16 protein-coding genes are annotated in these 12,736 nt (G+C 64.2%); 8 read left to right on the forward strand and 8 right to left on the reverse strand.

The annotated features are described in order from the left end of the window. Positions 1-105 precede the first annotated feature (105 nt). Both FJ443_RS31565 and FJ443_RS05865 read right to left on the reverse strand, forming a co-directional pair. Entirely contained in the window at positions 106-780 is a 675-nt protein-coding gene (locus FJ443_RS31565; RefSeq protein ID WP_224617678.1) for a DUF559 domain-containing protein, read from the reverse strand. Between the two features lie 129 nt (positions 781-909). Next, the gene (locus FJ443_RS05865; protein ID WP_181175076.1) at positions 910-1,830 is read right to left on the reverse strand and encodes a glycine--tRNA ligase subunit alpha; all 921 of its coding nucleotides are present in this window, start codon (positions 1,828-1,830) and stop codon (positions 910-912) included. 210 nt (positions 1,831-2,040) lie between these two features. On the opposite strand from FJ443_RS05865, the gene FJ443_RS05870 reads away from it, so the two are divergent. Next, positions 2,041-2,502: a GNAT family N-acetyltransferase gene (locus FJ443_RS05870; protein ID WP_140498002.1), complete on the forward strand. Its 462-nt coding sequence runs from the start codon at positions 2,041-2,043 to the stop codon at positions 2,500-2,502. Positions 2,503-2,564: 62 nt separating this feature from the next. On the opposite strand, the gene FJ443_RS05875 is transcribed toward FJ443_RS05870, so the two are convergent. The 5 genes from FJ443_RS05875 to FJ443_RS05895 form a co-directional block, all read right to left on the reverse strand. Further along, a complete protein-coding gene (locus tag FJ443_RS05875) occupies positions 2,565-4,337 on the reverse strand; it encodes a tetratricopeptide repeat protein (protein WP_140663070.1) in 1,773 nt (590 codons plus the stop codon). Positions 4,338-4,496: 159 nt separating this feature from the next. After that, positions 4,497-4,964 (reverse strand): DUF1284 domain-containing protein, encoded by a 468-nt coding sequence (locus FJ443_RS05880; protein ID WP_140564279.1) that lies wholly within the window; start codon positions 4,962-4,964, stop codon positions 4,497-4,499. 8 nt (positions 4,965-4,972) lie between these two features. Further along, entirely contained in the window at positions 4,973-5,554 is a 582-nt protein-coding gene (locus FJ443_RS05885) for a biotin transporter BioY (protein WP_140547325.1), read from the reverse strand. Between the two features lie 105 nt (positions 5,555-5,659). Next, positions 5,660-6,328 (reverse strand): GntR family transcriptional regulator, encoded by a 669-nt coding sequence (locus tag FJ443_RS05890; protein WP_140547324.1) that lies wholly within the window; start codon positions 6,326-6,328, stop codon positions 5,660-5,662. Between the two features lie 106 nt (positions 6,329-6,434). Then, entirely contained in the window at positions 6,435-7,451 is a 1,017-nt protein-coding gene (locus tag FJ443_RS05895) for a polyprenyl synthetase family protein (RefSeq protein WP_140663071.1), read from the reverse strand. Between the two features lie 165 nt (positions 7,452-7,616). Here FJ443_RS05895 and FJ443_RS05900 point away from each other — a divergent pair, with 165 nt between their 5' ends. From FJ443_RS05900 to FJ443_RS05930, 7 genes are all read left to right on the forward strand, one after another. Next, a complete protein-coding gene (locus FJ443_RS05900; RefSeq protein ID WP_135901951.1) occupies positions 7,617-7,841 on the forward strand; it encodes a DUF2007 domain-containing protein in 225 nt (74 codons plus the stop codon). Continuing rightward, positions 7,841-8,641 carry a methyltransferase gene (locus FJ443_RS05905; RefSeq protein ID WP_140564280.1) on the forward strand — a complete coding sequence of 267 codons (801 nt, stop codon included), beginning with the start codon at positions 7,841-7,843 and terminating at the stop codon, positions 8,639-8,641. The genes FJ443_RS05900 and FJ443_RS05905 overlap by 1 nt, the downstream gene beginning before the upstream one ends. Before the next feature lie 87 nt (positions 8,642-8,728). Further along, positions 8,729-9,592: a S49 family peptidase gene (locus tag FJ443_RS05910; RefSeq protein WP_140497982.1), complete on the forward strand. Its 864-nt coding sequence runs from the start codon at positions 8,729-8,731 to the stop codon at positions 9,590-9,592. A 137-nt stretch (positions 9,593-9,729) separates the two neighbouring features. After that, positions 9,730-9,915, forward strand: a complete 186-nt coding sequence (locus tag FJ443_RS05915) for a hypothetical protein (RefSeq protein WP_140497980.1) — start codon at positions 9,730-9,732, stop codon at positions 9,913-9,915. A 50-nt stretch (positions 9,916-9,965) separates the two neighbouring features. Further along, positions 9,966-10,844 (forward strand): 4-(cytidine 5'-diphospho)-2-C-methyl-D-erythritol kinase, encoded by an 879-nt coding sequence (locus tag FJ443_RS05920; RefSeq protein ID WP_140663073.1) that lies wholly within the window; start codon positions 9,966-9,968, stop codon positions 10,842-10,844. Further along, complete coding sequence (gene moaB, locus FJ443_RS05925) at positions 10,831-11,385, forward strand: molybdenum cofactor biosynthesis protein B (protein ID WP_140564282.1); 555 nt, start codon at positions 10,831-10,833, stop codon at positions 11,383-11,385. Before FJ443_RS05920 ends, moaB begins: the two co-directional genes overlap by 14 nt. A gap of 322 nt (positions 11,386-11,707) precedes the next feature. Continuing rightward, the gene (locus tag FJ443_RS05930; protein ID WP_140663075.1) at positions 11,708-11,953 is read left to right on the forward strand and encodes a hypothetical protein; all 246 of its coding nucleotides are present in this window, start codon (positions 11,708-11,710) and stop codon (positions 11,951-11,953) included. 148 nt (positions 11,954-12,101) lie between these two features. On the opposite strand, the gene FJ443_RS05935 is transcribed toward FJ443_RS05930, so the two are convergent. After that, on the reverse strand, positions 12,102-12,626 hold the full coding sequence (locus FJ443_RS05935) for a glycosyltransferase (RefSeq protein WP_140663077.1): 525 nt from the start codon (positions 12,624-12,626) through the stop codon (positions 12,102-12,104). Positions 12,627-12,736: the final 110 nt, after the last annotated feature.

Genomic DNA, 12,736 nt, shown 5'->3' on the forward strand with positions numbered 1-12,736 from the left:
GGAGCGAAGTTCTAGAAGCAGGTCAGGCATGGATAGCTCCTCACCCTCCCCTCGATGGGGAGGGTCGGCGCGTCAGCGCCGGGGTGGGGTGGCGGCGTCTCAATCTCAAGCGCCTTCGGCGTCTGACGGGCGAAGGTCTGATTTTCGTTCTTCCACCGCCGCATAGATCGTATCGAGCACGGAATCCAGTTCGTTTTTGATTTCGTGGTTCCAGAAACGGATGACACGATAGCCCTGACTTTCGAACCATTTTGTCCGAATTTCGTCGTGTCGTTGCTGACGATCGAAACTGTGGTGAGCGCCGTCCACCTCGACGATCAGCTTCAGGCGGTGCGAGATGAAATCAGGGAAGTAAATACCGACCGACGCCTGCTTGCGAAATGAGTGCCTTTCCACCGGGATGCGCCATAGGTGCCGCCACAAGATGCGTTCTTCGTCGGTCATCGCCGCACGAAGCCGTTGCACCGACCGCAGTTTGAACCGATCGAGTTTCGGCATGAGAAGTCGCGCTGTCACCCCCACCCGCCGCTTCGCGGCGACCTCCCCCATCCAGGGGGAGGTAAAGAGGCCATAGCAACTCGGCTGGCCGCTGTCACCCTTTCCAGAAATTTTGGGCGTCCTGTCGGGACGGGATGATCCCACCCGTCCTTGGATCAAAGATTTCCATGAACCGAACGCAGCGCTGAAGCGACCCACGCTCAGGCAGAGAGCTATTGGCTGAACGACCATGAAAACGGTATCCAGACTTTTGCAAATCCTGGCGCTCAGCGCCTGCTTCACCGCTCAGGCCCATGGCGCCTTCTCGATGCCGGGCGTGCGCCAAGCATTGCGCATAATAGCCGGCCCGAGCGGCCAGATTCTATCGCCGATCAACGCTTCCCTCGATTTGATGAGGGAGGGTGCCTGAGATCAGGCCGCCAATCCGCCGGCCTGCGTCTTCAAGAACGCCTCGCCACAGGCTTTCGCCAGATTGCGCACGCGCAGGATGTAGCTCTGCCGCTCGGTGACGGAGATCACGCCGCGCGCGTCGAGCAGGTTGAAGACGTGACTGGCCTTGATGCACTGGTCGTAGGCGGGAAACACCATGCGGTGCACAGGCAGATTGTCGTTCGATGCGGGCGCACCGGCATCGAGCAGTGCCTTGCATTCGGCCTCGGCATCGTCGAAGTGGCGCAGCAGCATCGTCGTGTCGGCGTATTCGAAATTGTGACGCGAATATTCCTGCTCGGCCTGCAGGAAGACATCGCCGTAGGTGACCTTGTCGGCGCCGTCGCGGCCGTTGAAATTGAGGTCGTAGACATTGTCGACGCCCTGCACATACATGGCCAGCCGTTCCAGACCATAAGTGAGCTCGCCCGCAACCGGCGCGCATTCGATGCCGCAGACCTGCTGGAAGTAGGTGAACTGCGACACCTCCATGCCGTCGCACCAGCATTCCCAGCCAAGGCCCCAGGCGCCCAGCGTCGGGCTTTCCCAATCGTCTTCGACAAAGCGGATGTCATGCAGCAGCGGGTCGACGCCGATCGCCGCCAACGAGCCGAGATAGAGCTCCTGCAAGTTGGGCGGATTGGGCTTCAGGATCACCTGATACTGGTAGTAGTGCTGCAGCCGGTTCGGATTCTCGCCGTAGCGGCCGTCCTTGGGGCGGCGCGAAGGCTGGACGTAGGCGGCGTTCCAGCGCCTCGGTCCAAGCGCCCGCAGCGTCGTGGCCGGATGGAAGGTGCCGGCGCCGACCTCCATGTCGTAGGGCTGGAGGATGACGCAGCCATAGTCCGCCCAGTAATTGTGCAGAGTCAGGATCAGCCCCTGAAAGGAGCGGCTGGGATGCATATGGGCGGGGATTTCAATCGTCACGGTGGCCTCGGCTGCAAGGGCTGACTTGCGGCCCCGTCCTAGAGACACGGCGGCGAAGCGTCAAGCAAGGCGCGGGCGTCGCGAGGCATGTCGAAAGCTTTGCGAGCGGCTGGCCCATTGCCGGCGATGAGCACGTGCCTTCTGGTGAACGCTCACAACTCCGTCTCGCCAGACAACAGGTCAGCCATGCCCAACTCCATCACCGTCCGCCCGGTCACGCGCCAGGATTTCGCGCAATGGCTGCCGCTGTGGGACGGCTACAACGCGTTTTACGGGCGCTCGGGCGAGACGGCGCTGGCAAGCGAGATCACCGCCATGACATGGTCGCGCTTCTTCGACGCCTATGAGCCGGTGCATGCGCTGGTTGCCGAAAGTGAAGGACGGCTCGTCGGCCTCGTGCACTACCTCTTCCACCGCAGCACCACGGCGGTCGCGCCGAACTGCTATCTGCAGGATCTTTTCACCGACGAGACCTTGCGCGGCAAGGGCATCGGCCGGGCTCTCATCGAGGGCGTCTACGAGCGGGCGCAGGCGGCCGGTTCGGGCCGGGTCTACTGGCTGACGCACGAGACCAATCACACCGCCATGAAGCTCTACGACAGGATCGGCGAACGCTCGGGCTTCGTCGTCTACCGCAAGCTGTTCTGACACGGCTGCCAACGAAAACGGAGCCCGACAAGGGCCCCGTTCGCGAGCAACATCATTTCATCTTAGCCCTTCGGCGCAGCCGGTGCCGGCTTGACCTTGGGGGTTTCCTGCGCCGTGTTGGACTCGATCGGCGGCAGTCCCTTCATCAGCTTCTGCTGCAAGGCGGCAAGCACGTCGGGATCCGGCTTCAGGTCGCGCGCCTGGTTCCACTGGAAGGTGGCTTCCAGCTTGCGGCCGACGCGCCAATAGGCGTCGCCGAGATGGTCGTTCAGCACCGGATCTTCCGGCTTCAGCGACACCGCGCGTTCCATTTCGCGCACCGCGTCATCGTACCTGCCGAGGCGGAAATAGGCCCAGCCCAGCGAGTCGACGATGTAACCGTCGCTCGGCCTGAGATCGACGGCCTTCTGTATCATCGCCAGGCCTTCCTTCAGGTTCATATTCATGTCGACCCAGGAATAGCCGAGATAGTTCAGCACCTGCGGCTGGTCGGGCCGCAATTCCAGCGCCTTGCGGAAATTCGGCTCGGCCTTCGGCCATTCCTTCAGCCGCTCATAGGCGATGCCCCGCTGGTAGAAGATATTCCAGTTGGCGGCGGTCGGCGTCTTCAGCGCCTCGACGGCCTTGTCGTAGAGATTGGCGGCGGAACGGAAATCCTCCTTCGACGAATAGACCCCACCAAGCGCCAGATAGGCGCGCATGTCGTTGGGATGCTTATCGACGAAGGCCTTCAGATGCGTGATCGCCTCGTCATGGCGATCGAGATCGGCCAGGTTGAGGCCAAGCTGTAAGTCCGAAAGCTCCTTCAGCGGCGAGGTATCCGGTATCCGTCGGTAGAGCGCGATGGCCCCCTCGCCGTCCTTCAGCTGTTCGGAAACGGCGGCAAGCTGCACCAGGGCGGCATCGCTGTCGGGTTTCAGCGCCAGCGCATATTGCAGATAGAGCCTGACGAAAGGCTCACCGCCGCCGCGATTGAGCGCGGTTGCCAGATCGAGCAATATCTCGGAGGCGCCGTCGGATGGGCCGGCTATGAAGGGCGGGATCTTGTCGCCCTTGCTGATCCTGTCGCGCAAGGCGACAATTTCCAGCTTGCCCGGCGAAAACGCCTCGGCCTGGTCGAGCACCGATACCGCCTTGGCCGTGTCGCCCTTGCGGGCCAGGAACGAGGCATAGGCCTGCGCATTGCGCATCCATGTTTCGGGAGCCGCGCTGCCGGCGGCGGTGTCCTGCATGGTCGCGGCGTAGATCGCGTCGGCCTTCTCAGGCATGTTGGACGCGTCGGCGATCAGTGCGCGGTGGAAGGATTTGAACAGGCCGAACCAGTCCGGCCCCTGCAGCTTGTCGATGGATGCCATCGCCTCGCTGGGGTCGCCGGCGCCCTCCTGGGCCCAGCCGGACATGACGCCGGAGATCAGCCGGTCGAGATCGGATTCCAGCGACAGCTTCAACCAATACTGCGCCTTGGAAAAATCCTTCTTGTGGAAGGAATCGACCGCCAGCGCCAGGCGCGAGAACCGTTCGACGTCGGGAACTTCCTTGAGCTTGTCGGCATAGACAAGGGATTCGTCGAAGCGGCCTTGCGCGATCAGCGACAGCATCAGACTCTGCTGCAGGCCCGTATCGCTTGGATCGAAGGCCAGGGCCTGCTTGTAGTAGGCAATGGCATTATCCAGGTCGTTGTCACCCTCGGCGATCCGGGCAGCCAGATAGGCTCCCGAGAAAGATGTGATCTTCACCGGTTCGGTGGTCTGCTTGGCATAGGCCGGCAGCGCCGAAATCGCCATGCCCGTCACAAGTGCCAGCCTTGTCAGCCAGCGCGCACGTCCCTGCTGCATCGTATCCCTTTCAGCCAGGCGCCATCTCCGCGTCAGCGGGATCGACGTAGATTCGATCTTTCGGAGAAAAGCATGGCCTTTTTGGGGTCACGCTTCAATCCGCCTCGAATTCACAATCGGGTCACCCGATTAACAAACCATGCCGGCAAAGAACGGCTTTCAGCCCGAAACCGGCGCATCGGCGTCAGGAGTGCCCGGAAGACCGGAGGGCCGCAGGCGCGCGCCCTGATATCCGCCTGACGCCACCGCGCTGCACAGGCCGCTCCATTCACAGCCTCGGCAGGCCTCGCGCGTGAGGCCGGCCGAGAAGGCCTGCCGCATCCGCGCCAGCATGTCCGCACCGGGATCGAGGCGCGCACCGGCCCGGATTGGTCGCCCGAGCAAGGCGCCGGCATCGTGGGCGGCAAGCCGGTCCCGCTCGGCGGCGCTGTCCCGCAGGCAATGTGACTCCTGTTCATCCAGCAACGGTGCGCAGATGTCGTCCGGGCCGGACACGACCAGTATGTCCTCGCCCCGGCCAAGGCGCTGCGCGATACCGTCGTAGTTGGCCGTGAATGCGGGGCTGTATCCCTTGCCCACATAGGTGAGCAGGCAAAGGAGGTGATGAGCGCGCAGCCTTATCGTCACGGCTGGCGCTATTTCGCCTTGCCGCGCGGGAGCGCCATCAGCGTGGCGGCGCCAAGCGCCGACTTGAGCAGGCCACCGAGGACAAACGGCAGGAAGCCGAAGGCAACAGCCTTCTCGGCGCCGATGATGACGGCGAGCCACGCCGTGCCAAGGGCTAGGCACAGCAGGTTGCCGAGCAGCATGGCGGCAAAGGCAAGCACGACCCTGCCGCCGTTCCAGCCGCGCTCCGCCAGCCAGCCGACCAGTGCGCCGACAACCGGGAAGGCGAAGAGATAGCCGCCCGTCGGGCCAATGAAATGTTGTACGCCGGCAGCCCCGCCGGCCAGAACCGGGAAGCCGACCGCACCCTCGGCCAGCCAGGCGGCGATGGTGATCGCGCCCAGCCGCCAGCCGTAGAGCGCGCCGACCAGCGTCACGGCAAAGGTCTGCATCGTCACCGGAACCGGCACCATCGGCACCTGGATGTAGGAGGACAGCGCCAGGAACAGGGTGCCGAGCACGACGGCGCCCGCCTGCCAGCCGAGCGATCGCTCCTGAAGCCGGAGCGGGCTGAAGGACGGTTTTGCGGACGAGAACGCGATGTCGGTCATAGGGGCTCCCTTGGTCGATCCAAAATTATAGATAATTTTTGCCTTCGATCTATTATCGAAGCCACAATTTTCGGACGATGGCAAGGCATGCCTTGCGCAAGGCGGTTAGCCCACGATCGCGAAGGCCTCTCGCGTGGTGCCGGAGGCTGTCCTGACCGGCTTGCGGCCAATCCATTGCACGTGCCGCCCCAATGTCGCCGCGGCCGATTCGGTGTTGCCCTGCCGCAAGGCGGCCAATATCGCCCGGTGGTCCTGGTCGGTACGGGTCTCCCATTCCGAACGCCATGCGGCGAACAGGAAACGGGCGCTTGCGGCGTGCAGGTCATCGATGGTGGCGAGAAGACGCGACATGCCGCATGGCGTCAGGATCAACCGGTGAAAGGCGCGGTTGGCTTCTTCCCACGACCTGACGTCCAGGGATTTGTCGCCGGCCTTGCTGGCCTCCTCGGCCCGATCGAGAATAGCGGAGGTCAGATGCGGCGCCGCGTGGCGCAGCGCCAGCACTTCGAGCGCCGCCCGCATTTCGGCGACCTCCTTGACCTCGCCGAGGTCGAAAGCCGCCACGCGCACGCCGCGGCGCGGTTCGCTGACGGCGAGGCCTTGCGCCTCGAGGCGGCGAAAGGCCTCGCGCACGGGCACATGGCTGGTGTTAAACTCCTCGGCGACATGGTCCTGCCGCAACCGGGCGCCCGGCTCGATCGCGCCCGAGATGATGCGATCCGCCAGAACCTTGCCGATGCGCACCGCGATGGTGTCGTCCGTGCCCTTTGCCATGTTTTATAGATAATTTGCAGCCGGGCAGCTTGTCGAGGCGGCGGAGAAGGATTCACGGATTTCTCCCCAGCACGAGCCAGAGGAGAGCTGCGTGAAAGGCAGCGGCTCAGTTCACCCGGCTGATGCAGAAGTCGATGACGTCGATCAGCGCCGATTTCTGCGGCGTCGCCTCCAGCGGCGCCAGCGCGTCGCGGGCGATCTCGCCGAAATGACGGGCGCGCCCGATCGTGTCGGCGATCGCGCCGTGGTGGGTCATCAGCCCGATCGCCTTTCCGAGGCCGGCGTGATCGGTGACATTGTCCTCGATGGCCCGCTTCCAGAAGGTGCGCTCGGCCTTGCTGCCGCGCCGGTAGGCGAGAATGACCGGCAGCGTCACCTTGCCCTCGCGAAAATCGTCGCCGACATTCTTGCCCAGATCCTTGCTGGTGCCGCCATAGTCCAGCGCATCGTCGATCAGCTGGAAGGCGAGCCCGAGATTCATGCCGTAGGAGCGCAAGGCGGCGCGGTCGTTGCGCGTCGCCTGGGCGATGACGGGGCCGACCTCGGCGGCAGCCGAGAAAAGGGCCGCGGTCTTGGCCTTGATGACGGCGAAATGCTCGTCCTCGGTGGTCTCCAGGTTCTTGGCGGCGGCAAGCTGCATGACCTCGCCCTCGGCGATGATCGAGGCCGCGCTCGACAGGATGTCGAGCGCCTCCAGCGAACCGACATCGACCATCATGCGGAATGCCTGGCCAAGCAGGAAGTCGCCGACCAGCACGCTCGCCTGGTTGCCCCAGATCATGCGGGCCGTCTTCTTGCCGCGTCGCATGCCGCTCTCGTCGACGACGTCGTCGTGGAGCAGCGTCGCCGTGTGCATGAACTCGACCGATGTGGCGAGCTTGACGTGGCCCTCGCCGGCATAGCCGAACATCTGTGCGGCGGCGAGCGTCAGCATTGGCCTGAGCCGCTTGCCGCCCGACGAGATCAAGTGGTTGGCGACCTCCGGGATCATCTCGACATCGGATCCGGCCTTCGACAGGATCAATTCGTTGACGCGCCCCATGTCGGCCGCCGTCAGGTCGATCAGATCCTTGATGGAGGCGGGTTCCCGCTTTCCGTTTTCGATGTTGAGAACGACACCCACGACAAACTCTCCCGTCTGATGTAACGCGTGCGACGGCACCCTTAGTTCCGTTACGGACTCTAGGGCGGCGAACGCGGCCACGGCAAGTGGCGAATTGGCGCGGCTTCTCTGGTTTCGGGCCTCGCATGCGTTTACATGAACGCGGCAAACTGAGAGTTTCGTCCGATGATAGAGCTCATTCGCACCAACGACGCCGTCATCATCTCCTTCGTCGAATCGCTGATGCGCGATGCCGGCATCGGCTGCTTCGTGGCCGACCAGAATATGAGCGTGCTCGACGGCTCGCTCGGCATCCTGCCGCGGCGCGTCATGGTCGACGCCGACAAGGCCGACGCGGCGCGGCGCATCCTGACGGATGCCGGCATCGCCAACGAGATCCGCCAAAAATAATGTCCGCCGCGCCAGCCGCTCTCGCCCCGGACACGCCAGCCCACACGGTCGATGCCTTCCATCGCGGCCGGTTCTGGCTGGTGCAGCCCAAGCATGGCGGCCATCGCGCCGGCATGGACGCCATGATGCTGGCGGCTGCCGTGCCGTCCTCCTTCGGCGGGCGTCTCGCCGATTTCGGCGCCGGCGCCGGTGCCGCGGCACTTGCCGTTCTGGCGCGCTGCCCGACGGCCCGGGCCGTGCTGGTCGAACGCGCGCCGGAAATGGCGGCTTTCGCCGCGGCCACGCTCGCGCATCCCGGCAACGCTCACCTCGTCGACCGCGCTTCGGTGCTCGTCGCCAATGTCGCGCTTTCGGGCCGCGCCAGGACGGCGGCCGGCCTCGGCGACAATGATTTCGATTTCGTCATCATGAATCCGCCCTTCAACGCCGCGCAGGACCGCGCCACGCCCGAGCGCTTGAGAAAGGAAGCGCATGTCATGGAGGACGGGCTGTTAGAGGGCTGGATCCGCAGTGCCGCAGCGGTGGTCAGGCCGCGCGGCGGGCTTGCCATCATCGCGCGGCCCGAGCAACTCGGTTCGCTTCTCGATGCGATCGCGGGCCGTTTCGGCGACGCCGAGATGCTGGCCGTGCATCCCCGCCCCGATGCCGCGGCGATCCGCATCATCGTCAGGGCAACGCTCGGGGCGCGCGGCAAACTCGCTATCCGGCCGCCTTTGATGCTTCACGCGCAGACGGGCGACGGCCCGTCGGAACGGACGGAGATGATCAACAACGGCCTCGCCTCCTTGTTCGGAGATTGAACACAACCTGGCCGCGATGGCCGCGGCATTGCCGTTGGCCTTGAAATTCCTACATGCTGGCAACCCATCGAGCGGAGATCGACCTCAGTGAAACGCCTTTTCAACCGCCTGCTGCCGAAATCCTGGCGTTCCACGGTCGTCACCATTCCGGTTATCCGGTTGCACGGCACCATCCTGGCGGGCGGCGGCCCGTTCCGTCCCAGCCTGTCGCTTGCCTCCACCGCCGGGCTGATCGAAAAGGCGTTTTCCTTCGACGCGCCTGCCATCGCCATCTCCATCAATTCGCCCGGCGGCTCGCCGGTGCAGTCGCGGCTGATCTTCAAGCGTATCCGCGACCTGGCGATCGAGAAGAACAGAAAGGTGCTGGTCTTCGTCGAGGACGTCGCTGCCTCGGGCGGCTACATGATCGCGGTCGCCGGCGACGAGATTTTCGCCGATCCATCGTCCATCGTCGGCTCGATCGGCGTGGTCTCGGCTTCGTTCGGCTTCCCGGAGCTGATGAAGAAGATCGGCGTCGAGCGCCGCGTCCACACGGCAGGGCAGAACAAGTCGGTGCTCGATCCGTTCAAGCCCGAGAAAAAGGAAGACATCGAACGGCTGAAGGCGCTGCAGCTCGAAGTGCACGAAACCTTCATCGATCTGGTCAAGGAGCGGCGCGGCACCAAGCTCAAGGACGATCCCGACCTGTTCACGGGCCTGTTCTGGACCGGCAAGCGCGGCCTGGAGCTTGGGCTTGTCGATGCGCTCGGCGACATGCGATCCGTGCTCAAGACGCGGTTCGGGGCGAAAACCCAACTCAAGCTGATCTCGGCGCCGCGCGGTTTGTTCGGCCGCTTCGGGCTGTTCGGCTCGAGCAAGGGATTTTCGGCGCCCGATATTGCCGCCGCTGCCACCGGCGGCGTGATCGATGCGGCGCAAGAGCGCGCTCTGTGGGCGCGCTTCGGGCTTTGAAAACCCGGCAAAACCGTCTAGCATGAACGCTGAAGTTCCATGCATGTCGTTTTTCTCCAGAACCCGTCTTTGGACGACATGCGCCAACCGACCCGACCGGCCGCCCTTCGCCGGCCCAGCGTGGGAGGAGTTTTGATATGCCGCAGATCATTTTCTTCGCCGTCGTCGGGATCGCCGCCTATTTTGGCTACCGCACCTTCATCCGCGAGGCCGAGCGCGTAACCGCCAAGGTGCGGCGCACCGAAAAGCAGACGGCAAACGGCGCGATGGGGACGCTGGTGAAGGATCCGAAGACCGGCGAGTACCGGCTGGCCAAGGACTGATCCTCATTTCACTCGGAATCGAGAGCCTGGAATCCGGCCAGCGCGTCCGGATGTGGCCGGCGCCCGCCAAGATAAACCTCGCTCTGCATGTCACCGGCAGGCGCGATGACGGGTATCATCTGATCGAAAGCCTGGCGGTGTTCACGCGCTTTGGCGACAGGATCGAGATCGAGCTTGCCGAGCGAGACGATTTCAGCGTGTCCGGCCGCTACGCTCCGGATGTTCCCGTCGACGGCCGCAATCTGGTGCTCAGGGCGCGTGACGCGCTGCGGCAGGCGGCCGGTCCTCGCGGCACGCCGCCGGTCTCCATCAAGCTCGAAAAGAACCTGCCGGTAGCTTCCGGCGTCGGCGGCGGGTCGAGCGATGCGGCAGCAGTTCTGCGCGGGCTTGCGGCAAGCTGGCAACTCGACATCGACGATGCCGCGCTGGCGCGGATCGGGCTTTCGCTCGGCGCCGACATTCCCATGTGTCTGGCAGCCAGGCCGCTGATTGCACGCGGCATCGGCGAGGAGTTGTCGATCGTGCCGGATTTCTCGGCGCTCGGACTGGTGCTGGTCAATCCCGGCAAGGCGGTCTCGACAACCGACGTGTTCAACGCGCTGTCGCGGCGCGACAATGAAGCGCTTCCGCCGCTGCCGCGCGTGGTCGACTTCCACAGCCTGCGCAACTGGCTGGAGATTACGCGCAACGACCTTGAGCCGGCGGCCCGCGCCATCGAGCCCGCTATCGGCAAGGCACTTTCGGTGCTGAACAAGGCCGGGGCCGGTTTTGCCCGCATGTCGGGTTCCGGCGCCACCTGCTTCGGCCTGTTCGAGACCGGCAACGTCGCCAAGCGCGCGGCCGCCGACATCCGTGCCCGGCAACCCGACTGGTTCGTCGCCGCGACCCGCAGCATGACGGCGGAGGCAGATGCCCATGGCCAGGACTGACGAGAGCCGTTCCTTCATTCCGGTCCGCATCGCGGTGCTGACCGTTTCCGACACGCGCAGCCTTGCCGACGACAGGTCCGGCCAGACGCTGGCCGACCGCATCGCGGAAGCCGGCCACATCCTTGCCGCCCGCGATATCGTCACCGACGATGGAGACAAGATCCGCAACAAGGTGCTCGGCTGGTCGAAGGATGATGGGATCGATGTGGTCATCACCACCGGCGGCACCGGCTTCACCGGGCGCGACGTGACGCCGGACGCGCTGGAGCCGATCTTCGAAAAGCGCATGGATGGTTTTTCCGAGGTGTTCCACCGCATTTCCTACGACAAGATCGGCACCTCCACGATCCAGAGCCGAGCGACCGGCGGCGTCGTCAACGCCACCTTCGTCTTCGTGCTGCCGGGCTCGCCCGGCGCCTGCAAGGATGCCTGGGACGGCATCTTGAAGGCGCAGCTCGACTACCGGCACATGCCCTGCAACTTCGTCGAGATCATGCCGCGCCTGGACGAGCACCTGCGGCGCGGCATGTCGGCTCCGTGAAAGCCGAGGCAAGGCGCTGGTTTCACGCCGCGTTTGCCAGGCAGAACACCGCCTTCGCCTTCGAAAGACCATTCCAAACCGGATGCGGCAGGACGTATCGTCTCGCGGCGGCGGCCATCGCCGTTGAAGACGGGCGGACGCGATGACAGTGCATAATGGCGGGTGCCATTGCGGCAACATACGCCTTCGATTTTCAACCGAGCTCGATCCATCGAAAATCGAGGTTCGCGCCTGCCAGTGCTCGTTCTGTACCAAGCATGGCTCGCGCGCCGTCGCCGATCCGGACGGCAGACTGGTCATATCAGTCAAGGACATCCAGCGATTGAAGAAATACCGTTTTGGATTGGGGACGGCCGACTACCTGATCTGCGGTGAATGCGGTGCCTATACCGCCGCAATCGCCGGAGAGGACGATGCCAGGGCAATCGTCATCATCAACGCCCTGGACGATCAAAGGTCGTTCAGTCAGGAACCGATCCCGGTCGACTACGACGCGGAAAGCAAGGCACAGCGTCAAGCCAGACGTCGTCTTCGCTGGATGCCTGTCGAGATGCGTTTTAGCGAATGACCGGCTCGCCGTGGAAGCGCCGGCGCGAGGACCGCGAGACACCGAAACCACTTCCATCATCAGCCGCGGCCTGCGCGCCGGCACCCGCGTGATCGGAAGCTAGCTGCGCGTCACATGTGCAACGCACGTAGACAGAGCAGCTGCAAAATCATTTGGACGGGCGGTGCTCTTGTTTTGCCGGAGCGGCCCAGATTTCGGCATCCAGCCGCTTGGTCGCCAGGCCGCGAGCGAGAGCCTCGGCGCTGCCGGCTCTTTTCGACAAGGATGCGGCCTGGCGCTTGCTGATCAGCAGCCCGTCGGCCAAGGCACGGTTTGCCGAGAAGATACGGGCCAGGAATGGCGCGCGGCCGGCGCGTGTGCGTGAAAACCGCGCCGCCATGGTTTGCCTCGCTGTATGCGCAACGACCTCGTCGATCCATCCGTCGACCAGCCGCGCGCCCGGTTCCAGCAGCAACAGCCAATCGCCTTTCGCGTGCCGGATGGCCGCCGCGACGCCGTCGGTCGCATACTGGCACCCGGCATGCTCGGCGACGCGATGGGTCTGGTCGGTGGAACCGGTGTCGCAGACGATGACCTCGCGCACCACGCCCTCGACCGCGCCGCCGATCAGCGTCGCCAGCGTGCGGGCGAGGCCCTCCTCGTCATTGTGGGTCTCGATAAGAACGGTGAGCATCGTGTGCCGAATAGCGGAAAGCGGAACGCAGCGCCAGTTTTGCGGCGCACCATAGAAAGTTCTTGCTTTGTTCTCGTTCGGCAAATAGGATTAAATTCATGAGCAGAGCG

The sequence above is a fragment of the Mesorhizobium sp. B2-6-1 genome (assembly GCF_006440475.1).
Classification (GTDB): Bacteria; Pseudomonadota; Alphaproteobacteria; order Rhizobiales; family Rhizobiaceae; genus Mesorhizobium.